This is a genomic window from Nannocystis pusilla, assembly GCF_026626665.1.
GTDB classification, from domain to species: Bacteria; Myxococcota_A; Polyangia; order Nannocystales; family Nannocystaceae; genus Nannocystis; species Nannocystis pusilla.
The window spans coordinates 3,939,644-3,962,044 of the sequence record NZ_JAPNKE010000002.1; the positions used below are offsets into that span (position 1 = coordinate 3,939,644).

General features: G+C 72.2%; 22 protein-coding genes and 1 pseudogene. 11 read left to right on the forward strand and 12 right to left on the reverse strand.

The features are described 5' to 3' along the window. Positions 1-65: 65 nt before the first annotated feature. The 3 genes from OV079_RS17195 to OV079_RS17205 all read right to left on the reverse strand — a co-directional run bounded on the left by OV079_RS17195 (position 66) and on the right by OV079_RS17205 (position 3,549). Positions 66-440: a hypothetical protein gene (locus OV079_RS17195; RefSeq protein WP_267769857.1), complete on the reverse strand. Its 375-nt coding sequence runs from the start codon at positions 438-440 to the stop codon at positions 66-68. A gap of 222 nt (positions 441-662) precedes the next feature. Next, positions 663-2,207 carry an eCIS core domain-containing protein gene (locus OV079_RS17200; RefSeq protein WP_267769859.1) on the reverse strand — a complete coding sequence of 515 codons (1,545 nt, stop codon included), beginning with the start codon at positions 2,205-2,207 and terminating at the stop codon, positions 663-665. A 445-nt stretch (positions 2,208-2,652) separates the two neighbouring features. Then, entirely contained in the window at positions 2,653-3,549 is an 897-nt protein-coding gene (locus OV079_RS17205) for a choice-of-anchor L domain-containing protein (protein WP_267769861.1), read from the reverse strand. A 75-nt stretch (positions 3,550-3,624) separates the two neighbouring features. Here OV079_RS17205 and OV079_RS55985 point away from each other — a divergent pair, with 75 nt between their 5' ends. After that, entirely contained in the window at positions 3,625-5,427 is a 1,803-nt protein-coding gene (locus OV079_RS55985) for a M23 family metallopeptidase (protein WP_267769862.1), read from the forward strand. Positions 5,428-5,560: 133 nt separating this feature from the next. Here the strand turns inward: OV079_RS55985 and OV079_RS17215 are convergent, their stop codons facing one another. Beyond that, positions 5,561-6,073, reverse strand: coding sequence for a hypothetical protein (locus OV079_RS17215; RefSeq protein ID WP_267769863.1), 513 nt, complete (start codon positions 6,071-6,073; stop codon positions 5,561-5,563). Between the two features lie 107 nt (positions 6,074-6,180). Between OV079_RS17215 and OV079_RS17220 the strand changes: the two genes are divergently transcribed. Together OV079_RS17220 and OV079_RS17225 are read left to right on the forward strand one after the other, a co-directional pair. Continuing rightward, on the forward strand, positions 6,181-6,708 hold the full coding sequence (locus tag OV079_RS17220; protein ID WP_267769866.1) for an MBOAT family protein: 528 nt from the start codon (positions 6,181-6,183) through the stop codon (positions 6,706-6,708). 292 nt (positions 6,709-7,000) lie between these two features. Next, positions 7,001-7,243, forward strand: coding sequence for a hypothetical protein (locus OV079_RS17225; RefSeq protein WP_267769867.1), 243 nt, complete (start codon positions 7,001-7,003; stop codon positions 7,241-7,243). 289 nt (positions 7,244-7,532) lie between these two features. Here OV079_RS17225 and OV079_RS17230 read toward each other — a convergent pair whose 3' ends face one another. Further along, positions 7,533-8,315, reverse strand: coding sequence for a hypothetical protein (locus tag OV079_RS17230; RefSeq protein ID WP_267769868.1), 783 nt, complete (start codon positions 8,313-8,315; stop codon positions 7,533-7,535). On the opposite strand from OV079_RS17230, the pseudogene OV079_RS58055 reads away from it, so the two are divergent. The 4 genes and pseudogenes from OV079_RS58055 to OV079_RS17245 all read left to right on the forward strand — a co-directional run. Further along, positions 8,314-8,769 (forward strand): annotated as a pseudogene (locus tag OV079_RS58055) (RNA polymerase sigma factor); the annotation flags it as partial. The gene OV079_RS17230 and the pseudogene OV079_RS58055 sit on opposite strands and share 2 nt — an antisense overlap. 10 nt (positions 8,770-8,779) lie before the next feature. Further along, positions 8,780-9,115, forward strand: a complete 336-nt coding sequence (locus OV079_RS55990; RefSeq protein WP_267769869.1) for an RNA polymerase sigma factor — start codon at positions 8,780-8,782, stop codon at positions 9,113-9,115. Next, on the forward strand, positions 9,102-10,211 hold the full coding sequence (locus OV079_RS17240; RefSeq protein WP_267769870.1) for a hypothetical protein: 1,110 nt from the start codon (positions 9,102-9,104) through the stop codon (positions 10,209-10,211). Before OV079_RS55990 ends, OV079_RS17240 begins: the two co-directional genes overlap by 14 nt. 122 nt (positions 10,212-10,333) lie before the next feature. After that, positions 10,334-11,251 carry a hypothetical protein gene (locus tag OV079_RS17245; protein WP_267769871.1) on the forward strand — a complete coding sequence of 306 codons (918 nt, stop codon included), beginning with the start codon at positions 10,334-10,336 and terminating at the stop codon, positions 11,249-11,251. Between the two features lie 6 nt (positions 11,252-11,257). Here OV079_RS17245 and OV079_RS17250 read toward each other — a convergent pair whose 3' ends face one another. After that, entirely contained in the window at positions 11,258-11,617 is a 360-nt protein-coding gene (locus tag OV079_RS17250; RefSeq protein ID WP_267769872.1) for a hypothetical protein, read from the reverse strand. Positions 11,618-11,943: 326 nt separating this feature from the next. On the opposite strand from OV079_RS17250, the gene OV079_RS17255 reads away from it, so the two are divergent. Further along, positions 11,944-12,420, forward strand: a complete 477-nt coding sequence (locus tag OV079_RS17255; RefSeq protein ID WP_267769873.1) for a hypothetical protein — start codon at positions 11,944-11,946, stop codon at positions 12,418-12,420. 34 nt (positions 12,421-12,454) lie between these two features. Beyond that, positions 12,455-12,895 carry a hypothetical protein gene (locus tag OV079_RS17260; protein WP_267743637.1) on the forward strand — a complete coding sequence of 147 codons (441 nt, stop codon included), beginning with the start codon at positions 12,455-12,457 and terminating at the stop codon, positions 12,893-12,895. A gap of 162 nt (positions 12,896-13,057) precedes the next feature. Here OV079_RS17260 and OV079_RS17265 read toward each other — a convergent pair whose 3' ends face one another. The 6 genes from OV079_RS17265 to OV079_RS17290 all read right to left on the reverse strand — a co-directional run bounded on the left by OV079_RS17265 (position 13,058) and on the right by OV079_RS17290 (position 19,582). Then, on the reverse strand, positions 13,058-13,942 hold the full coding sequence (locus OV079_RS17265; protein ID WP_267769875.1) for a nuclease A inhibitor family protein: 885 nt from the start codon (positions 13,940-13,942) through the stop codon (positions 13,058-13,060). A gap of 568 nt (positions 13,943-14,510) precedes the next feature. Next, entirely contained in the window at positions 14,511-15,497 is a 987-nt protein-coding gene (locus tag OV079_RS17270; protein ID WP_267769877.1) for an aldo/keto reductase, read from the reverse strand. A gap of 359 nt (positions 15,498-15,856) precedes the next feature. After that, the gene (locus OV079_RS17275) at positions 15,857-16,780 is read right to left on the reverse strand and encodes an AraC family transcriptional regulator (protein ID WP_267769879.1); all 924 of its coding nucleotides are present in this window, start codon (positions 16,778-16,780) and stop codon (positions 15,857-15,859) included. 381 nt (positions 16,781-17,161) lie between these two features. Then, positions 17,162-17,587 carry a 23S rRNA (pseudouridine(1915)-N(3))-methyltransferase RlmH gene (locus OV079_RS17280; RefSeq protein ID WP_267708466.1) on the reverse strand — a complete coding sequence of 142 codons (426 nt, stop codon included), beginning with the start codon at positions 17,585-17,587 and terminating at the stop codon, positions 17,162-17,164. 10 nt (positions 17,588-17,597) lie between these two features. Beyond that, entirely contained in the window at positions 17,598-18,314 is a 717-nt protein-coding gene (gene rsfS, locus OV079_RS17285; protein WP_267769880.1) for a ribosome silencing factor, read from the reverse strand. Between the two features lie 296 nt (positions 18,315-18,610). Continuing rightward, complete coding sequence (locus OV079_RS17290) at positions 18,611-19,582, reverse strand: hypothetical protein (protein WP_267769881.1); 972 nt, start codon at positions 19,580-19,582, stop codon at positions 18,611-18,613. 57 nt (positions 19,583-19,639) lie between these two features. Between OV079_RS17290 and OV079_RS17295 the strand changes: the two genes are divergently transcribed. Both OV079_RS17295 and OV079_RS17300 read left to right on the forward strand, forming a co-directional pair. After that, a complete protein-coding gene (locus OV079_RS17295) occupies positions 19,640-20,605 on the forward strand; it encodes a prepilin peptidase (protein WP_267769882.1) in 966 nt (321 codons plus the stop codon). Beyond that, entirely contained in the window at positions 20,602-21,738 is a 1,137-nt protein-coding gene (locus OV079_RS17300) for a mechanosensitive ion channel family protein (RefSeq protein WP_267769883.1), read from the forward strand. The genes OV079_RS17295 and OV079_RS17300 overlap by 4 nt, the downstream gene beginning before the upstream one ends. Positions 21,739-22,401: the final 663 nt, after the last annotated feature.

Genomic DNA, 22,401 nt, shown 5'->3' on the forward strand with positions numbered 1-22,401 from the left:
CGGTCGAGCAGCTCGTGGGACGACGAGAAGGGCACGCCCGAAAGACTCTCGCCACGGCCCCGCTGCTAGCTAGCGCCGCGGCGGGAACTCGATCTCGCCCGCGATCGACGGGTCCGCCTCGCAGCCGGGCCCCGCGAGCCAGCGGTATTCACGCTGGCCGGGCTGACCGCGAGCAGCCCGATCTCCGGGATTCCATCACCGTCGTTGTCGCAATCCGGGCAGCCGTCCTCGTCCGCGTGACCATCGAAATCTTCGGGCAAGTCAGGGCAGCAGTCGCTGTCATCGGCGTAGCCGTCGAAATCGCTGTCCACGAAGCGGTACGGAATGAAGAATCCGACCACGGGAGGCTGAGCCACCGCGGTCTTGCAGAAAAAATGAACCATCGTCCGCTCCGTGTTCGGCAGCGCGACTGCACAGCACACTCGGGTGTTGTAGAACACGTCCGGCGGCCTCGGCCGCGAATTTCCTCCCCGACGGAATCGAACGCGGCGGCGCCGGCCGCGGGCAAGCGCCGAGCGCCGAGCACAGCAGCAAACCCGCCCCCGCTCGCCCGAGGGCTCGCGTCGCTGTGCTCGCGGAGCTCGACATGATCCCGTCGAGGAGATTACCTGCGTAAGCTGCCCCCTGTCACTCACAATGGCGAGAGACGACGAGCCTCGCGGCTAACCACCGCTCAAGGTGTTGCCCCAGCCCGCCACCATGCTCTGGACGGCCCCCCATTCACGCAAAGACTCGCTCTGCGCGGCGGTCGGAGACTCGCCGAGCGAGATGTTGAGCGGGACCGGCCCCAGCGCGCGCTCGACCAGCGCCGTGACGATCCACCGGATCTGACTGGCTCGGGCCTTGGTGAAGAATTGCCGTGTGACCAGAAGCGTTCTGCGGGGCAAGTCAAATCGGACCTCCTCACCCGACTGCGACTCCCGGTCGCCGATCCAGCCTATCTGACGGCTCTGCCGGGGCTCCGCGCTGGTGTTGGGCGCCCCGATCATCTCGACGAAGACGAGCTTCTGCATGATCGCAGCCAACACCTTGGCTTTCGCTATCAGACGCTCCACAAGGCCGACTTCATCGGCCGAAGGACGTCCCTTCCCCCAGGGGATATGGGCCGCGAAGGGATGCGTATGGTAGAGCTGCATCTCCCTCTCCGGGGTGAGATTCCCGAGCGCGTGCATCAGATGCGTGCTGGACCGCTCGATGCTCCGCAACGCGTACTGCACGATCGCCAGCGCGTTCAGCACCGAGGATTCCCCTCGCTCTCGCTCATCCTCCTCCGGCGCGCCGGGACCCTCTTGCCAGCGCACGTCGGCGAACTGCACGCCGGCCTCTTGCCTCGTCTGATCGAGGTATTTTTCCAGATCGGGATCATCGGAGGCCAGGAACAGGACGAAGGCCGCGTAGCTCTCGGCGTTGCGCTGATGGATGCTCTCGCCGCGGGCGAACGCGGGCAGCTCGCGCAGCCGGTAGAACAGTTGATCCTGGGTGTAGATATCGACAGCGACCAGACCGAGCAGGCTGTGGGCGAACTCGTGGATCACGATCTCGTCGAGCGCTCGCTCGGCAGTCGGGAGCGGACTGCGGAACACGATGGTGTGCTCCTGGTTGTAAGCGGCGGCGGAGGTCACGTCGGAGCAGAGCAGCCGCGGCCGCGACGGGCTCGCTGTCCCTTCGCCCATGGCCGCGTCGCGCAGGCTGTCCGCGAGCTGCGTCAGCTGGGCGTGCATCGTGACGAGGTTGGCGAGCGAGCGGTCGCCGAACATCGCCTTGCGCGCCCGCCCGCCGCGGAGCGTGAACAGCCGGCGACGGGCCCGGAGCACCAGCTCTCGTGAGCGCACGAGCGACCGCTGGAGCGCGCGCTGTTCGTCCTCGGAACACGCGCGCTTTTCCATGTCCGGCGCGGCGGTCGGCTCGTTCACGGACCGGGCCGGGCTCCGAAAGATCGTGTGCGGCTCGCCCCGCTGGAGCGTGTGACTCACTTCGTGCACGAGCAGGCGCTCTCGCCCGCGCTCGTTCGCGCGGGGGAGGAAGATGTCGCGCCCCAGCGTGAACGCCGACGCACCCATCGCCCGTGCGGCCGCTTCTCCCGCAGTCGACGTGTGGACCCGGACATGCCCGAGCGAGCGCCCGAATCGCGGCTCGATCCGCTCGCGGACTCTGCGGTCGAGCGGCAGACCGACCTCCTCGCGCAACGCGGCGATCGAGCGTGCCACCTCCGGATCGACGGGCTCTGTCCCGCCTCCACCGAACCGGGAAGACGGCTCCCCCTGCCCCGATCGCGGACCGATTTGGGACAGAACCAGGCGTCGCTTCGCCGATCCTTCATCGTCACGGACGACTCGCTCCGCCTCGATCTCGTGCGGATGCTCCGGCCGAGCCACGCGGAGGGTCGTCGGAGTGTCCTTAAGAACATTGTCCGATGCACATGTTCTATCGGACATGCGGCCACCATGGCGACCTCGCGGCACAGGAGCGGGAGCACGCCGTTGCAGCGGGGCATGATCGGCCATCGTCGAGCAGCGTAGTTCAAGGCTGCGGACGCGGCAACGACGAGAGGACGCCGTCGCCGAATCGCGCGGACTGGCACAATCCGGTCGGCCGGTCGCTCACGAGGCCGCGCTCGCGCGCGTCACGGCGCCGCTCGTCACCGCCTCGGGCTCACCCCGCCGTGCAGCAGGCCGGGTGACCTTCGGTCCCGCACATCGGATCGTCGAGCGGGTCGACGCACAGGCCGCAGCACTTCGGGTGGCCCTCGGTGCCGCACAGCGGGTCGACCTCGAGCGGCACGCAGCCCTTGCAGTCCCAGCGCCAGTGGTCGACCACCGTCACCGTGGCCTTGCTGCTGTCGCCCATGTCCATCATCGCGAACGCGAACGTGAACGTCTCGCCCGGGACCACCTGGGCCTGGATCGTCACCCAGCCGGTGGTGCCGTGCGACTCGAAGCCGGTGCCGGCCAGCTCGGGCGCGTCGTCGACGTAGCCGGCGTTAACCATCGCCTCGGCCAGCGACGTGACCGTGAACGGCTGCCCGGCGAAGAACGTCACGTTGCCGGTGTACGCCTCGCTGGTCGACCAGCCGATGAACATGTCGTTATAGGTGCCGCCGACGAAGTCGGGGTACTCCGACGAGAAGAACACCGCGTCGAACAGGAAGCCGTCGACCCCGGGCGGGACCTCGACGGTGAACGAGCCGAACAGCAGGTCGTTCGGGTCGCCGTTGCCGAGCGTCCAGTTGGGCTCGATGCTGTCCGAGCAGTCGTTGACCCCGTCGCACCCGGCGAACGGCGTCCCGCCCTGGCCGGCGTTCGACCCGATCAACGGGCTCATCGGCGCCGGCAGGGCGTTCGGCATGTCGGGGTTGAAGTTGTTGTCGTTGTCGAACTGCGACATCGTCTCGACCAGGACGCCGTCGCCGTCGAGGTTGGCGACGCGACCTGTACTGAGGACCAGGAACTTCTCGCCCTCGCGCGGGCGGAACAGCAGCTCGCCGGGCGCGTTCGGATCTTCGGCGGTGCCGAAGCCCCGCGCGGCCCGCCACGCGATCGGCTGCGACATGAACACCGGGTCGCTGATCGGGATGGTGTTCTCCTCGGCCCCGGACAGCCGACCCCGATCGCGTGGAACGGATCGGTGTCGTCGTCCTTGTCGCACACCAGCAAGATGCCGGGCGCCCCGCACTCCTCGGTGCCGGTCGTGCCCGTGCTGTCGTCGGTGGTCGTCGTCGCCGTGGACGTCGTCTCGTCGGTGGTCGCCTCGCTCGTCGACGTGCTCGTGCTCGTGGCCTCGGTCGGCAGCACCGGCTCGGTCGTCGTCGGCGCCGTGGTGGAGGTCGAGGTCGCCGATGTCGAGGTCGAGTGGGTCGTCGGCTCGCTGGTGGTCGGCGCGGTCGTCGAGGCGTCGGTCGTCGCCATCGTCGACCCGGTCCCCGTCGCGAACCCCGAGGCACCGCCCTTCTCGTCGTCGCCGCACGCCCCCGATCCGGCGGCGACGAGCGACACGGCGAACACGCGAGCGAGCGATAATGTTAGGCGCATGGCCAAGTTTCGCGATTCATCGCGGCTCGCCCAGCCCTGCCTTGTCGCACGGCGCAGCGCGCGAGTATCGTCGGAGGCGATGGTTCGCTCGCACCCGCTCACGTCGGCTGTCCTCGCTGTCACGATCACGCTCGGTTGCGGCGAGTCCGCAGGACCTTCGGGGTTGTCGGCGGGGACGATCACGAGCGCGTCCGCCGTGACCGCCGGCGCCACCACCGACGCGAGCGATTCCGGCAGCAGCGGCGGTCCCACCGGCAGCGACAGCGCGAGCACCGCTGTGCCGTGCGAGCAGCTCACGCTGTGTCCGACGACCACCGCACCCGACCCGTCCACCGGCACGAGCACCGGCGACGGCACCACGCAGGGTCCGCTCACCACGAGCACCACCGATCCGAGCATGCCCGCGGATCCGTGTGACGGCGTCGGCGACGGTCCGCACTGCGGCGGCGAGCTCGGCGGTCTCGCCGATCACAGCAGCCTCTACCAGTGCGCCGGCGGCTCGACGCAGTCGGCGACCCCCTGCCCCGGCGGCTGCGAGGCCGGCGCGTGCAAACCGATCGCGCAAGATCCGTGCGCCTCGGCGATGAGCGGCAACGGCCTCTACTGCGGCGGCACGCTGATGGGCGGCGACGCCACGGTCCTCTACAATTGTCAGAACGGCGCGACCGCGGGGCAGACGTCGTGCAGCGCCGGCTGCAAGGTCAACCCGCCGGGAGTCGCCGACGCCTGCAACCCCGAGGGCGATCCGTGCCAGGGAGCGATGAGCGGCGACGGCCTCTACTGCGGCCAGAGCCTGCCCCAAGGTGACCCGAACGACCTGTACGATTGTGCAGGCGGCCAGACTGCGAGCAAGACGGTGTGCCCCGACGGCTGCCAGGTGAATCCGCCGGGCGTGGCCGACGCGTGCAAGGCGGTGCCGAACGGCGGCGAGTGCTGCCTGCAGGTCCCGCCCGGCGTGGTGACGCAGGCCTTCTCGGCCTGCGGCAACGGCGGCTCGCACTACGGCATCGACTACGGCGTCGCGCTCGGCACCCCGATCTACGCCGGCATCGCCGGCACCGTGGTCGGCCAGCAGACCGGCCTGCCCAACTGCTACGACAACGGCTGCAGCATGCAGTGCTGGAACGCCTTCAACTACGTCAAGCTGAAGTCCGACTGCGGCGACCCGAACAACCCGGCCAACGATCTGTTCGTCTACTACCTCCACATCGACGGCCTCGGGCCCGCGATCCAGAACGGCAGCCACGTCGATCAGGGCCAGCTCGTCGCCTACAGCGGCAACTCCGGCTGCTCTTCGGGCCCGCACATCCACCTCGAGACCGTCAGCGTGCCCAAGGGCCAGAACGCGAGCCTCAACACCTGCAGCTCGGAGAACCCGCTCGGCGACTTCTGCCCGTGAGCGCCGCCCCTCGCGTGTCCGCGCTCGCGTGCCCGCACGACGAGCCTCCCAGCGAGCCCAGCCTGCTTCGCTGCGAACCTCGGGCGAGCCCTGTCGTCGGTCCGTGCTTTCGACCCTCTCGGAGACGAGCAGCTCAGCGGGCCCAGCCTGCTTCGCTGCGAACCGCCGCGAGACCCTTCTGTCGGGTATCCGCGCTCGCGACCTCTCGGCGACGAGCAACTCGGCGGGACCGACCTGCGACTCTCCGCGAGTCCACGCCCTCGACGTGCCGGTCGCGTCGGATCATTGTCGGGCTCACGCCGGGTGCGCTCGCGCGTGCGCGCCGCGGGATCGTCGCCGCGGCGCGGCGGCGCGCCCGACTTGTGACCTGTCCCACGAGCCAGCTGGTCGAGCGCGGCGCCGGCCGGGTACACTGCGCGCGACGATGCTCGCGCTCCTCGTCCTCGCCGCCCTCGTCACCGCCGGCTCTCCGCTGCGGCGCGCGCTCGGGCTGCTCGTCGCCCTGCCGGCCTTCCTCGCCCCGTTCGGCGCCGGCTCCCCGTTCCTCCGCGCGCTCCTGGCCGCCGCGGCGTTCTGGGGCTTCGCCCGCCTGATCGACCTCGCCCGCGAGCCGCGCGAGTTCGGGCCGGTGCGCCGGGTCGTGCACGTGCTGGCGATCGTCGACAGCCGCCGCTGCGAGTGGGCCCCTCCGCGCTTCGACCTCGCGGTGTGGTCGCGGACCGCGATCGCGGCTGCCTTCATGTACATGTCCTTGTGGACAGGCGTGGTCCTGGCGCCGCACCACGGCGGGCTCCGCTGCGCTGGCTGGCCGGGTGCGCCTTCATCTACGCCTTCGCCGAGACCGCCGCCGGCCTGCTCGAGGGCATCGGCCGGCTGCTCGGCGCCCGCGTGCCGCCGGTCCAGCGCCACCCGATCCTCGCCCGCAGCCTGCGCGACTTCTGGGGCGAGCGCTGGAACCTGGTCGTCAACCGCTGGCTGCGCCAGCACTGCTTCGTCCCGCTGGCCCGCCGCGGTCACGCCGGCGCCGGCCTCGCGCTCGCGTTCGCCGTCAGCGTCGCCCTTCACACGTGGATCGTCGCCGCCTCGCTCGACCTCGACATGGTCTTGCGGACAGCCGCGTTCTTCTCGCTGCAGGGTGTGTTGCTGGCGGTCGAGGGCCCCCTGCGGGTGCGCCGCTGGCCGCTGCCGCTGGCCCGGGCGTGGGCGCTCGGCGGCACCATTCTGCCGTCGCCGCTGTTCACCGAGCCCATGCTGCGAATGTTCGCCGAGCTGGTGACCTGAGCCCGCTCGCGGCAGTCGAGCACGCCACGCAGCTCGCGCGACCGAGCCAGGGCGCAGCGGCCTCGAGAGCGCGTTGTCGATCCTCGCCGAGGAATCGAAGAGCGGGCCCTGCCACGGTCAAACGACGGTCGCGCCCCCGGACCGCGTCCTCCTCGCATACCTGACTCGTTTCGCCGCGCTGCCGCTCGAATTCGCCAGTTGCTCGATCCCCTGCGCCGACCATGCTCCCGACGCCGAGCCTCGGACGGGCGAACGAACGCCTGGCCCGAAGGACAGATCAGGAGAAACGACCATGACCACTCCGAACCAGAAGAATCCGCAGCAGCAGCAGGGCACCCGCCAGGATCGCGGCACCGGCCAGACCCAGGACGAGCGTCAGCGCAACCCGCAGCAGGGCGGCCGCCAGCAGACCGACTCGCCGGCCAGCACGCCGCGCACCGACCGCGACGTCCAGCAGCAGGACTACCCGAACCGCAATCGCACCGACATGGGCGATCGCACGGACGTCGACGACAAGGGCCAGCAGGATCGTTGAGCCCTGCAGTCGCGTGACGGTGCAACGCGCCGGGCCGACCGATGGTGGTCGGCTCCGGCGCGTCGTCGCGATCGGCGTCGCACTCCGAGGCTCGCGCTCGACTCTCGCTCGATCGACGCGATCCGATCACCCGCAGGTGCCGCGACCTCGGCTCGAAATGCGCAGCGCCTCGGCCACACGTTCGCGCGATTTTTTACGCCGTCGCCCTCGCGGACGAATCGGCTGCATGCGCCCCGAGGCGCAGGCAGCCGCAGCGAGATCGGCTCGCTGTCGTGAGTGAGCGGCCCGATCAGAGCGTGTCGCCCTCGCTCTCGCCCTCGCCCTGCGTGTCGCCCTCGCCGTCGCCCTGCGTGTCGCCCTCGCCGCCGTCGCCCTGCGTGTCGCCTTCGCCGCCGTCGCCCTGCGTGTCGCCCTCGCCGCCGTCGCCCTGCGTGTCGCCTTCGCCGCCGTCGCCCTGCGAATCGCCCTCGCCGCCGTCGCCCTGCGTGTCGCCCTCGCCGCCGTCGCCCTGCGAATCGCCCTCGCCGCCGTCGCCCTGCGTGTCGCCTTCGCCGCCGTCGCCCTGCGTGTCGCCTTCGCCGCCGTCGCCCTGCGTGTCGCCCTCGCCGCCGTCGCCCTGCGAATCGCCCTGCGTGTCGCCCTCGCCGCCGTCGCCTTGCGAGTCGCCCTGCGTGTCGCCCTCGCCGCCGTCGCCCTGCGAATCGCCCTGCGTGTCGCCTTCGCCGCCGTCGCCCTGCGTGTCGCCCTGCGTGTCGCCCTCGCCGCCGTCGCCCTGCGTGTCGCCCTCGCCCTGCGAATCGCCTTGCGTGTCACCATCGCCGTCGCCGTCGCCATCGCCGTCGCCGTCGCCGTCGCCCTGCGACTCGCCGTCGCCATCGCCTTGTGATTCACCCTCGCCGTCGCCCTCGCCGTCACCCTGCGAGTCACCCTCGCCCTCACCCTGCGAGTCGCCCTCGCCGTCCTTGTCGTCGTCGGCCTGGTCGTCCGCGAGCTTGCCGTTGATCTCGATGTCACAGCCGACCAGGAAGAAGAACGTGGACAGGGAAAGGATCGAAGTGCCGAAGATGCGCATGAGTGTGGGTCTCCGCCTCCGAGTCCCCGGACCTGCGAGGTTGTTACAGGGTGTGGGAAAGATTTTCACCGCCCCGCGCGAGCGTTTCCGCGCGACGCGCTCGCCTGTAACACCGCGGCGGGATCGGGTACCTGAGGGTCGAGTGGGTTCGCTCCTACAACTTCTACGTCCGGGCTCGACGCCGAGCGCCTCCGAAGCGGAGGACCGCGAGGCCGAGCTCCTGCAACGCGCCCGCGGCGGCGACATCGAAGCCTGGTCGCGCCTCTATCAAGAGCACTTCGACCGCGTGTTCCGCCACCTCGCCTATCTCACCGGCGACACCGCCGCGGCCGAGGACCTGGTCCAGGAGACCTTCGCGCGGGCCTTCGTCGGCCTGGCCCAGTTCGAGGGTCGGGGCTCGTTCGCCGGCTGGCTGCGGGGGATCGCCGTCAACATCGTGCGCAAGCATTGGCGCTCGCGCTACCGTGGCGACCAGGCCATGGATCGTCTCGAGGTCGTCAGCGCCCAGCGCAGCTCCGGCACCGACGCCGACCCCGGAGAGCGCGCACCTCCGGCAGCGCCGCGCCGAGGTCCTGATGGCGGTGCTCGAGACCCTGCCGCCGCAGCTGCGCGAGGCGTTCGTGCTGTGCGACCTGCAGGACATGCCGGTGCCCGCGGCCGCGGCCGAGCTCGGCATCTCGCCCGGCAACCTGCGCGTGCGTGCCACCCGGGCCCGCGCCCGGATCCGCAGCGAGCTCGTGCGCCTCGGCTGGCTCACCGAAGACTCTCACGACAAGGAGCGCGACCATGGCGACGCATGAGGACGACGGCCTCCCGCCCGAGCTCGCGCCGTTCGCCCGCGACGCCGCCGACCACCTCGATCGGCAGGTCGCCAGGGCCCGGCCCACACCTGACTTTGCGGCCATGTTGGCTCGCGCCCGCGAGCTCGACCCCGCCGCAGTGCCGGCCGACGCGGTCGCGCGCGCCGAAGCCCTGCCGCCCGTGGCTCCGCTCGCGCCCGGCGACGGCAAGGACGACGCCGAGGCGCTGACCCCGTTCACCCGCGCGCTCAAGGCCGAGCTCGACGGCAAGCTCGCCGAGCGCCGCCTGGCCAGCATCCCGCCGCCGCAGGTGCCCCGGCGCCGCCGCGTCGGCGTGATCCTCGGCGTCGCCGCGGCCCTCGCCGCGGCCGTCCTGCTGGCCGTCGTCGGCCCCGACCTCGTGGCCCGGCAGACCGACCAGCGCGGCACCGCGGCGGCCCTCGACGGCGCCGGCGGCCGCCACGACGAGACGCGCGTCGGCGGCACCACCGAGGTCCACGTCGACGGCGAGCGGCGCGCGGCTGTCCGTGAGGACATGCCCGAAGCACCAGGATCCGATGTCCCCGAGGACATGCCCGAAGCGACATCTTCAAGTGTCCCCGAGGACATGCTCGAAGGGGCAGCTTCTGCCGCGGCCGAGGAGCCGGCCGAGGCGCGACCGCGCAAGGCGGTCGCCAAGGACGGCCCGCGCCGGCGCAAGCCGGTCGACGACGCCGCACCCGCGCCCGCCGGCCTCTCGCTCGAGGACGAGGCGCAGCAGCTGTGGCAGAAGGGCGAGCTCGCGGCCGCCGAGCGCAAGTACCGGGAGATCTTGGCCCTCCCCGGCGCGGGTGCCCGCGCCGAGCTGGCCTACGGCGACCTGTTCGCGCTGGCCCGCCAGCTCCGCGGCGGCGACGGTCAGGCCGCCGTGTGGCGCGAGTACCTGGGGCGCTTCCCCGGCGGCCGCTTCGCCGACGACGCGCGCGCGGGCCTGTGCCGCCGCAGCCCGGCCGACGCCCGCGCCGCCTGCTGGCAGGACTACCTCGAGCACCACCCGACCGGCGCCCACCGCAAGCAGGCCGAGGCCGCCCTCGCCGGCGGCGCGGAGGCGCCGTGATCGTCGCGGTGACCCGAGCCGCCTCTGGCCGCCCGCAGCTCGCAGCGCCGGCAAGCCCGGCCCTCGCCGCCCCGCGCGACGAAGCTGCCGCGCGAGGTCCGGCACGGGTCGCTTCTCCGTCGGTGGAGCTCGCGACAAGCGGCATCGACGAGCCGGGCCTCGCCGGGCGCACCGCCCCGACCCGCGTGGCGAAGCGCGCCACGCCGAGGACCCCGAGCCCCGAGCACCCCGCGGCGACCGGTGCGACGCGCATGCAATTCGCCGCACCCGCCGCCACGAGGGTCGCGCGTCGCCTCGGCCTGGCCGCCGTCCTGGCGCTGGCGAGCGCCTCCGCGTGCCTCAAGGAGTACACGATCGGCCGCGCGAGCTCGACCGACGACACCAGCCACACCACCGACGACACCAGCCACGCCAGCGAGGACAGCGACGACTCGCACGAGTCCGAGACCTGCTCCGAAGGACAGACCGGGTGCGACGGCGGTACCACGTGTCTCGAGGGACAGGAAGGGTGCGACGGCGGCACCACCTGCGACACCGCCTGCGAAGACCCGAGCTGCCCCGAAGGCCTGGAGCCGTGCGGGAGCGACTGCGTCGCCGCGGGCAACTGCTGCGACGGCGCCTGCGACCCGGTGCGAGAGCGCTGCGACGACGGCACCTGCCGCTGCCGCGACGGCCTGGTCCGCTGCGGCAGCGTCTGCGTCGACACCCGCAGCGACCCGAACCACTGCGGCGAGTGCGACGAGGACTGCGGCGATCAGGGGGTGTGCAACGCCAGCAAGTGCCTCGAGGGCTGCGGCGACGGCCGCACCGACTGCGACGGTTCGTGCGTCGTGCTCGGCGAGGATCCGCTGCACTGCGACGCCTGCGGCAGCCCCTGCCCCGGCGACCAGGTGTGCCTCGCGGGCGACTGCCGCCTCTACACGTACGCGGGCGAGTGCCTCACCTGCCCGTGCCCCTCCGCCTGCACCGGCGACCTCGACGTCTGCTGCGACTCCGCCTACCTGGGCGCGGCGGTGTGCGTCGAGAACGGCTGCGGCTAAAACGCGCTAGGCTGGCCCGTGCTCCTCGCCCCGACATGCACGCTCGTCGCCCTGCTGGTCGCCCCCGCGGCCGGGTCGGCTGCCGGATCGGGCATGTCCCCGGAGACAGGCGACCCCGCCGGCGAGCCGCAGGAGTTCCGGGCCGCGCGCGCCGACATCCGCGGCTTCGACGAGGCCGCGGTGCTGGCGGCCCTGCGCCTGCGCCTGCCACGGCTGCAGATCGAGCGCCACGGCGGCGCGGCCCCGACCGAGACGCCGCACCTCTATCTCCAGCTCACCCGCGCCGCCGATGAGCGCGGGACGATCCGCGTGATCACCTCGGACGGCCGCGCCTACGAGCGCAGCTTCGCCGTCGAGATCGGGCAAGAAGTCCGCGTCGCCGCCAGCACCGCGGCGAACCTGATCTTCGCCGTCGAGCAGGGCGCGGTCGCCCCCGACGCGGAGGACGTGGCGATCCCGCCGCCCGCGATCGCCCCCGAGCCGCCCGCGCCAGAGCCAGAGCCAGAGCCAGAGCCCGAGCCGCCGCCCGTCCAGACCGAAGCGACAGGTCCCAAAGAGCCTGTCCCCGAAGACATGTTTAAAGGCCACACTGGGAGCTCGGCCTCGGCCTGCACGCGGCGGCCGTCCTCGGCGTCGGTCCGCCGGCGTACGGCGGGCCCCTGGCCGGCGGCGGCGGCGGGCTGGGCCTGGAGGTGCGGAGCCCCCGGGGCTTCGCCGCCGCGCTCGAGGCCCGCGCGATCGGCCAGACCGAGGCGGGCTCCGGCCTCGGCCGCCTGCGCGTGGCGATCGCGGCCGGCTACGCCCTGCGCCTCAAGAGCTTCGAGGTGCCGATCCTGGTCGGCCTGGCGATCGAGCCGTGGTGGATCACGCGCGCGGGCGAGCGGGCGCCGCTGCTGGCCGTCGGCGACGACGACGTCCTGGCCCGTCCGCCGCTGCTGGGCGGTTTCCTCCGGCTGTCGCCCGGCTGGCGAGCCCAGCCGTCGCCGCGCCTCGGCCTGCGCGTCGGCCCGCGGATCGAGCTCGGCGGCAGCTTCGCGATCGACGACCACGACGGCGCCCAGGTGGTCGGCCTGGCCGACGCGGTCGGCACCCCGCGCTTCCGCGTCGGCGGCATGGAGCTGTCCCTCGGCCTGGAGCTCGCGCTGCAGTTCGGGCTGAAGCCCCGCTGACGCCGCGGCGACGCGGGTGTAAACCGACGGTGCCATGCGCCCCCTCGTCTCCGTGGCCCTCGCGGCGGTCCTCCTCGGTTGCGCGCACAAACCCACCGGCGGCCCGGTCTCGCTGCGCAGCGAGTCGGTCAAGGAGGACTCCGCCGACCTCCAGCTCGACCTCACCTACGAGCCCAAGGGCCCGCGCCAGGTCGAGCTCGTGCTCAAGATGCGGGTCGCCGGCATCGTCGAGACCAACAAGCTGGTCGCCGAGGTCTACATCAAGGGCTTCAACGTCGAGGGCGGCACGACCCGCTGGGACGGCTTCGTCCCGCCCCGCACGCCCCAGACCTTCCGCGTGCTGCTGTCCGTCGCCGAGGGCTTCGAAGAGGCCACCGCCACGGTGATGCTGTCGCGCTCGCAGGACAGCAATCAGCTGCTGCGCGAGGAGCTGACGTTCACGGTCGACGACCAGGGCGTGGTCCACAAGCAGTGAGCCGCGCGACCTGTCGATTCGGGCATGTCCTCGGCGACATGTCTCGTTCGACATGACCGTCAAAACATGCTCTCAAGGGCATGTTCATCGTCCTCGCGGCGAGGCCCGCCGTCCGTGGCAGGCCGCGAGCCGGACGGGCCCGTCCGGCTCCGCGCTCGGCCTTCAGGTCTCGACGGTGACGGTCTGGATCCCTACCAGGTCGCCGTCGGCGGTCTCGCCGATCACGAACATGTCGATCGCGCCCGACAGCCAGTTGCCCGACTGCTCGCCGATCCGGAACATCTTCAGGTTCACCAGGTGGGCGTCGAGGACGTCGCGGATCGCCTCGTACTGCTCGGCGCGCATGATCTCGTAGTCCGTCCACCAGTCCTGCGGCGTCGTCATCTGCAGGAAGATCTGCTCCCACGGCTTCTCCTCGATCGTCTGCTCCTCCAGCGGCGCCTCGCCGTTGTCGACCACGATCAGCGGGCCGACCCGCTCCTTGAGGTTGTCGACCGTGACCGGCGCCGCGTCGGGCAGGCCGAACACAGTCCACGGGTAGTCCGACTCGCTCGGCCACAGCACGCCGTCGACGACCAGCTCGAGCGCGTCGATCGCCGCCTGCGCGTCGGGGCCGAGGCCCTCGCCGCCGGTCGTCTCGTCGGTGGTCGAGCCGGTGGTCGTGTCCGTCGTGTCGCTGGTGTCGTCGCCGGTCGTCGTCGTCGTCGTGTCGTCGCCAGTCGTCGACGTCGTGTCGTCGCCCGTCGTCGTCGTCGTCGTGTCGTCGCCCGTCGTCGTCGTGTCGACGGGCGAGGTGCTCCCCTCGGTCGTGCTGCTCGTCGTGGTCGCCTCGGTGGTCGCCTCGCCCGTGGTCGGCTCGCTCGTGCTGCCGGTGGGCGCGTCGCCGGTGGTCGGTTCGCTCGCGGTGGTCGACGTCGTCGCGTCGGTCTCGCCGGTGCTCGCGCCGTCCGTCGTACCGTCGGTGGTGCCGGGCTCGCTCGGGCTGCAGGCGAGGAGCGCGGCGAAGGACAGCAGGAGGTGCGTGGAGGGGCGAAGGCGTGCGGACATGCGGGTCGTCTAGCGCGTCCTTCGGCGCCCGAAAAGGCCGCGTCGCATTTGCTGCAGCCACGCGCGCCCGCGCCGCGCCCCACGCGATCACGCGCCGGTCGCGTCCGCCCTTCCGCTCGTCATCGTCCGCCTCGCGTCGAGACTCGCGCCCACGCGCCGCGCGCAGACGTCGCGCGAGCGACGGTGCGGTGACGCTGCCGTCACTCGCGGTCGCGCGAGCGCCGCGACGGGCGGCGTCCGGATCTGCAGGAGCGCCGGCCCGCGGAGCGCCGGAGACGCTTCGGGACATGTTTTATCGAACATGCTCTTTCGCGCATGTGTTTAAAAACATGTCTCGAAGGCGACGCTCTCGGGCGCCCGGCCGAGAACCACGCGTCGAGGTTCTCGGCCGGGCGCCTCTCGCCGTGGCGCTCGACCGGCGCCTATTCGCCTCCGAGCCGCGCTCGCCGGCCGCGCTCGCGCGCCACGGCCGCGTTCGCGCGCCCCGGCCGCGTTCGCGCGCCACGGCCTCTCGTCTGCAGCTCCGCGGTCGCCGGCACGAGCTCGACCGCCGCTGTTCGCCGGCCGCTCAGCCGTTGACCTGGCGCATGCTCGCGGCGGGGTAGCGCTCGCCGGCCGCGGCCCCGCGCGGCGCCACGGCGTCGATCGCTCGCAGCTCCTCGGCGGTCAGCTCGAGGTCGACCGCGCCGATGTTCTCGGCCAGGCGCGCCTCGCTGCGGGTGCCGGGGATCGGGACCACGTGGGGCGCGCGGGCCAGCAGCCAGGCGAGCGCGAGCTGGGCCGCGGTGACCTTGCGGGCCGCGGCGAGCCGCTCGACCTGACGGACGAGGTCGAGGTTGCGCTGGAAGTTCTCGCCCTGGAAGCGCGGCGAGTGGCGGCGGAAGTCGTCGGCCGCGAGGTCGTCGATCGACTTGATCTGGCCGGTGAGGAAGCCGCGCCCGAGCGGGCTGTAGGCGACGAACGTGATGCCGAGCTCGGCGCACAGGCCGAGCAGCTCGTCCTCGGGGTCGCGGCTCCACAGCGAGTACTCGGTCTGCAGCGCGGCGATCGGGTGGACCTTGTAGGCGCGGCGGATCGTCGCCGGCGCCGCCTCGCTGAGGCCGAGGTGACGCACCTTGCCCGCCTTGACCAGGTCGGCCATCGCCCCGACGGTGTCTTCGATCGGGACCTCCGGATCGACGCGGTGTTGGTAATAGAGGTCGATGACGTCGACGCCGAGGCGCTTGAGGCTGGCGTCGCAGGCCTCCTTGACGTACTCGGGCTTGCCCGACACGCCGAGGAACTCGCCGTTCGGGCCGCGGCGGATGGCGAACTTGGTGGCGAGGACGACGGCGTCGCGGCGGCCCTGGATCGCCCGGCCGACCAGCTGCTCGTTGCGACCCGAGCCGTACATGTCGGCGGTGTCGAGGAAGTTGACGCCCTCGTCCAGCGCGCGGTGAATGACCGCGAGCGAGCGCTGCTCGTCGGCGGGGCCGTAGAAGTCGGACATGCCCATGCAGCCGAGGCCGATGGCGGACAGGTCGATGCCGGAGGTACCGAGCTTGCGTGTCTTCATGGCCCCATCTGTAAGCGAGGGCCCCGCCGGCCGCCACGCCGGCCGCTGCGCTTCTCTTGCCCGATCCTGCGAGACCGTCGCTGTCAGCCTCGGCGGGCCGCTGCGCTGCTCTGCCGCTCTTGCCCCGGCGGGCCCCCGCGCTTCGCTTGCCCGATCCTGCGAGACCGTCGCTATCGGCCTCGGCGGGCCGCCGCGCTGCTCTGCCGCTCTCGCCCCGGCGGGCCGCTGCGCTTCGCTTGCCCGCTCCTGCGAGGCCGTCGCGGTCGGCCTCGCAGGGCCGCCGCGCTGCTCTTCCGCTCTCGCCCCGGCGGGCCGCCGCGCTTCGCTTGCCCGCTCCTGCGAGGCCGTCGCGGTCGGCCTCAGGCGGTCTGCTGCGCCTCGACGGGCCGGTCCCCCGCGGCGTGCAGGCGGCGCGCGTACTCGGCCGGCGGGACGCCGAAGTAGCTCTTGAAATCGCGGGTGAAGTGCGACGCGCTGGCGTAGCCGACCTGACCCGCGACCTCGCTGGCTCGCGCGCCGCGGAGCAGCAGCGTGCGGGCCTCGTGCAGGCGGACGTGCTTGACGTAGCGCATCGGGCTGACGCGGGCGACCGCGCGGAAGCGGTGGGCGAAGTGCGACGGGCTCATCGCGGCGCGGCGGGCCAGGCCCTCGACCGTCAGGCGATCCGTCGCGTGGGCGCGGATGAACGCCATCGACTCCTGGATCCGCGTCTCGTCGCCGCGGCGGACCGCGCGGCGCAGCACCGCGGCCGCCTCCGAGCGCAGCAGGCGGAACACGATCTCCTCGACGATCAGCGGCGCCAGCACGGCCCGCTCGGCCGGTTCGTCCAGCGCCGCGAGCAGCCGGCACAGCGCGCCGAGGACCGACGGGTCGAGGCGCGAGACGAACGCGGGCACCGGCTCGTCGACCGGGCCCAGGTCGCTGTCGGCCAGCGCGATCAAAGTGCGCGCGACCACCTCCGGCGGCATGGCGACGCACACCGAGAGGTAGGGCCGCTCCGGACTGGCCTCGAGCACGCTGCTGTCGAACTCGGTCTCGCCGGTCAGCACGAGGTAGCGGCCCGGGTCGTAGGTCAGCGCGTGCTCGCCGAAGCTCGCCTCCTTGCGCCCCTGCACCACCGTGACCAGCGACAGGGTCAACGCCTGCGACTTGCGCTTCGCCACCGGCCGGTCGGCGCGCCAGAACCACACGCCCGGGTATGACGAGTCGATCCGGCCCTCGCCCGTCGCGTGCCGGGCGACGAGGGCGAGCAGGTCGGCGTGTTCGCGCGGAAGCCCGTCCACGAGGCCGAGGATAACCCAGCCGCGACGGCTCCTGACGGGGCGGCGGAGTCGTCCGCGCGCGCGCGGACGAGGGGCAAGAGAGGCGGGAGCGGCAGGGCGACGGATGGCGAGGCCGCCGGCGGCGGGAGCAGCGGCCACGCACGGCCAGCACCGGCATGCTCGTTCGAACCTCTCCGCTCGGACGCGCAGCGGCGGAGGCTGGTCCTCCCGGAGGCAGTAACCCGCCCGCCACGGCGTGAATGGATCTCAGGCGGCGAGTCTTCGAGATGAACCTCGCCCCCGCCCGCTCCCATATGAACAAACAGACATGCCCGAACAGACAGGCCCGAATGAACATGTCCGTTCGAACATGCTCCAACGAGCATGCCCGTCCGGACAGCCTCACCCGTGGTGGTATGGATGCCCGGCGAGCAGGCTGCCGGCGCGGTAGAGCTGCTCGAGCAGGATCAGGCGGACCAGGCGGTGCGGCAGGGTCAGGTGGGACACGGCCAGCAGGCGATCGGCCTGGGTGCGGTCGGTGACCGTGAAGCCGTCGGCGTCGCCGATGTAGAGCGCGACGTCGCGGGCGTCGCGGCGCCAGCGGTCGATCCACTGCGCCAGCTCGCGGGTGGCGATCTGCTCGCCGCGCTCGTCGAGGAGCACGCGGGCGCCCTCGTAGCGGGTCCAGTGGGCGCGGATCGCCGCCAGGTCGCGCACCTCGAGCATCTCGACGGTGACGAACGGCTGCACGCGCCGCAAATAGTCGGCGCACAACGCGACGAGCGCGGTGTCCTTGAGCTTGCCGGCGGCGACGACGCTGACCTTCACGGGCGCACGCTCACTTGCGTCGCGACGGCGGCGGCGCCTCGGCCGGGGCCGCTTCCTCGGCGCCGTCGTCGGCCGCGAGGTCCTCTTCGTCCTCGCCGTCCTCGTCGCCGTAGGCGTAGTCGCCCTCTTCGTCGTCGGCGAAGTCGTCGGGCTCGTCGTACTCGGCGACGTCGCCCTCCTCGCCCTCGTCGAGGTCCTCGCTCTCGTCCTCGCCCTCGGGCAGCTCACCCGGCGCCCCCGCGAGCTCCTCCTCGTTCTCGAGCTCGCCCGGGAACGCGCCGAAGCTGCCGCCGCGGAACGGAGGCATGTCGACCGGCGGGGTCAGGCCCTCGAGCGTCGAGGTGTCCATGACCTCGGCGGGCAGCCCGAGCTCCGCGCGCGGGGCGTCGCGCCACATCGACTCGAGGTCGTAGTGCTTGCGCACCGGGTGGTAGAACACGTGGACCAGGAAGTCGTCGTAATCGAGGAGGTCCCACAGGTGCTCCCCGAGGCCGTCGGTGCCGATCGGCGTGGTCTGCATGTCCTTCAGACCCGCCATGATCGCCTCGGTGATGCCGCCGACGTGGCGATCGGAGCGGCCCGACACGACCAGGGCCCAGTCGGTGTAACCGGCCACGTCGGTGAGCTGGAGGACGACGGGCGCAGCGGCCTTGGCGTCGACCGCGAGGTCGAGGGCACGCTGGAGGGCGGGCGGCAGGGCCGCGCGCGTAAGGGCAGGCTTCGTCACGCGTGGCCTTTTAGCGCGGGCGAGCGGCGCCGCAAAGGGTCCCGGCCCCCGCCCCGGCGCGTCAGCTCACGCCGAGGCGCCCGTTCGCCGCGCCGGCGCGCGGGAGGGGGCGCCCGCTCACGCGCCTGCAGGACCCCCTGAGTTCGCTCGCTCCCTCGCCCGACGCCTCGCCGTGTTCGACGCCGGAGCCTTCGCTCGCCGGGCCGACCTCGCCACCACCCGACACGACCTTCGTGAGCGGAGGCCACGATCGCCGGCGTCGCTGCCTCACCGCCGACAGCGACGCCGCGATCGCCTCAGGTGCCCGCGAGGCCGTCCAGCAGGCGCCGCCGCTCGCTCTCGTAGCGGACCCGCTCGGGCAGCGGCAGCACGTGCTCCGGCGCCTGGATCTGGAGCTCGGGGGTCCGCGCCGCAGTACCGGTGAGGTGGGTCTCGCCGACCAGCGATCGCTCTTGCTCGTCGCGGACGCCGTAGCCGACCCGGACCTCCGCGGTCTGCCACAGGCCCGTGGCGCGCTCCAGGGTCAGCGTGCCCTCGATGGCCGTGATCTCGGCCTTCTCGCGCCACTCCCGTCCCGGCGCGGCGGCCTGCGGCACCGGCACGCGCGCGCCCGGCTCGGCCAGCGACAGCGTCACGCGCACCGTGTCGCCCTCCTCCGCCGCGGCCACGGCCAGCGCCGGCGCGGCCAGCTCGACCACGTCGTGGACGCTGCGCTGAGCCTCGTCGAGCCAGCGCTGGTGGAGGTCGGCGTCGAGCGGGCGCACGTGCCAGCCGCGGTGCAGCAGCCGGGTGTAGGCCTTCTCGTCGAGCACCATGACCTCGCGGCCGCGGTGCTGATCGGTATGTTGGGACAGGTAGAAACGGACAGGTTCTTCGGGACCGGCGGCCCACTGCAGCTCGAGCTCGTCGACGACCTTCTGCGTCAAGAGCACCGGCGTGTCGACCGCCGGCCGCACCGGCTCGACCGGCGCGAGGCTGAACTCGGCGGTGTACTTGAGGGTGTGGCGGCCGAGCAGCGCGCGGGCGACGAGGTGGCTCTGGCCGAGCACCGCCAGCAGGGTCGCGGGGCTGGGGGACGCCAGCAGGGCGTCGACGCCGGCGCGCGCCACCTCTTCCTGGCTCTGGCGCGCGGCCCCGGGGCGCGGCGGCAGGCTGGCGGCCTCGGCGACCGGCACGTTGGCGTCGTCGTCGCCGCCGCAGGCGGGTCCGCCCGCGAGCACGAGCGCGAGGGCGAGGCCGCAGACCGGCCGGATCGAGGGCGCTGGCACGCGCGGAGGATAACAGGAACAAGCGCGCGCCGGATCGCGTAGGATCTCGGCGACCCGATGCTCGAGCCGCTGCTGACGCTCCAGGGCCCCGAAGCCCTCGAATTGGTCGAGACCAATCCGGTCCTGGTGAAGGCCCTGATGGCCCCCTGGGCCCCGTGGATGGCCTTCTTCTTCGGCACGCTGTGGGGCAGCTTCGCCAACGTGGCGATCTGGCGCCTGCCGCGCGGGCTGTCGGTCGTCCGTCCGGGCTCGGCCTGCCCCGCGTGCGAGACGCCGATCGCCTGGTACGACAACATCCCGGTCCTCTCGTACCTGCTGCTGCGCGGCCGCTGCCGCCGCTGCGGCGAGCCGTTCGCCCTGCGCTACCTCGTCGTCGAGCTGCTCGGCGGCGTGCTGAGCTTCACGCTCTACCTGCAATACGTGCTGCGGCCGATGGTCCAGGGCGGGCCGCCCGGCCTGCTCGAGTGGCTCTTGTGGTTCTGCTTCGGCCTCGGCCTGCTCATCGCCACGTACACCGACCTCGACCTCTGGCTCATCCCCGACGAGGTGGTGTTGCCGATCGCCGGCCTCGGCCTGGTCGTCGCGGCGGTCAGCCCGGCCACTCTCGGCGTCGGCGTGATCGAGGCGGCGCTCGCGGCCGCCTGCGGCTACTTACTGATCGCGGGCCTGCGCTGGGTCTACCTGCGCTACCGCGGCATCGAGGCGCTCGGCCTGGGCGACGGCAAGCTGCTGTGCATGATCGGCGCCTTCACCGGCGCGCGCGGCCTGATGTGGACCCTCGCGGCCGGCGCGATCCAGGGCCTGCTCGTCGCGGTGCCGATGCTCCTCCTCGGCCGCCGCGTCGCCAACACCGCGCTCGAAGAGGTGCACGGCGAGGACCCCGAACTCGGTGAGGAAGATCCGGACGCCGGCGTGATGGGAGCGCGCGTCCCGTTCGGGCCCTTCCTGGCGCTCGCGGCCTTCGAGTATATGTTCCTCCGCGAGCACATCGAGGCCCTGTGGGCCGCGCTCGTTTCGCCGTGATCGAATTCTTGTCAGCCCCGATGGACGACGCCGTCTTTCCGTTGCCGCAGCTGCAATGGTTGGCGCTCGAGATCTTGCCCAAGGCCGCGCGCGGCTACGCCGACGTCGCCGCCGAGCTGGTGTTCGCGCTGCTGCTCGGGCTCCTGCTGCGGTTCGTGCTGTTCCCGCTGATGGTCCGCGCCAGCGCCAGGAACGAGTGGGTGATCGACGACATCATCGCCGCGCGCCTGCGCGACCGGGCCCTGCTCTGGGCGATGCTCGCCGGCGTGGTCGCGGCGGTGCCCGACCTGCCGTGGAAGGCGCGATCGATCGCCGTCGCTGACAAGATCGCCTCGGCGGTGCTGGCGCTGTCGGTGACGCTGACGCTGATGCGGATCGTGTCGGAGATCGTCGGCCGCAATCAATCGCCGGCCGGCGGCGGCACGACCCTCATCAAGTACATCATCAACGGGCTGCTGCTGCTGCTCGGGGTCGGCGCGATCCTCGGCCTGTTCGGGGTGTCGGTATTCCCGGCCCTGACCGCCCTCGGCGTCGGCGGCCTCGCGGTCGCGCTGGCCTTCCAGGACACGCTGGCCAACGTGTTCGCCGGCGTCAACCTCAGCGCGTCGCGACAGATCCGCGTGGGTGACTTCGTCAGCGTCGACACCAAGCTCGAGGGCTTCGTCACCGACATCGGCTGGCGCACCACCACCCTGCGCACGCTCGACGACCTCCTGATCTACATCCCGAACAAGCGCCTCGGCGAGGCGATCATGACGAACTTCAGCCGGCCCGACCCGACCATGTGGATCGAGGTCCCGATCCGCGTCGGGCTCGACGTCGACCCCGAGGCGCTCGAGGCGATCCTGGTCGACGAGGTCCGGCGGGCCCGCGAGGCCTTGCCCGGGGTCCGCGAGACGCCGCCCGCCATTCGCATGCGGGTCGGCGAGTGGTCGCTCGAGGTCCGCGTGTTCGTGCAGATCCAGAACTTCGTCGACCGCAACCCGCTGACCACGGCGATGCTGAAGCGCCTGCTGATCCGCCTGCGCCACGAGGGCCTGGTGATCCCGCTGCCGCAGCGGGTGATCCACGTACCCTCCGCGAGCGCCGACACCTCCGTGACGTCCTCGGGGTCCCCGACGTCGCGCCCCTGATCTCGGCGGCGCAGTCTTTACGCTTGCTCGAGAGGACAGCCGTCCGCCGCGACGCGATCCAATTCGCACCCGTCGGCAGCGCGCCCTGCTCATCGGCGACGGCGCCGGCGCTGCGATCCGCTGCACGGCGGTCGCGGACCTGATCTGCAACACGGCGCGCGACGGCCTGACTTGCTTCGCGATCCCTTCGAGTCAAAATGGACGCACGCCCCTCTGCACCTGAAATCGGGGTCTCCGAGCGACATTTGTTCGTGCACGCCTGCGTGTCACGGGCGCACGATCGTCGTGATCCGTTCGACCCAGTGGCGCCGCTCACTGGACGACCGGGAGGATGACTCGTGTCGAGACCCAGACTCGTACACGGGATCGACCTCCTCCTGGCCATCGACCAACCGTAGACAAGTCGCCGGTGCTCCGGGCCCGGAGTCACCGGTCTCGGGCGTCGGGCCGTAGACCGCCGGTCCGACGCCCGGGGCGGACCTCTCCTCCCCTCCTCCTCGCATGAAGTTCCCACGCGACGATCGATCACGGATGACGGCCGAGCTGGCGATCGAGGTGACGCTGCGTTATCCGCTGCCCTGGTTCTCACCTGGGGACCTCGGCCTGCAAGAGGTCCTGAGCCCGAGCCCGCGCCTGCTCGGGGGCGTCGGTTTTCGCGGGCTG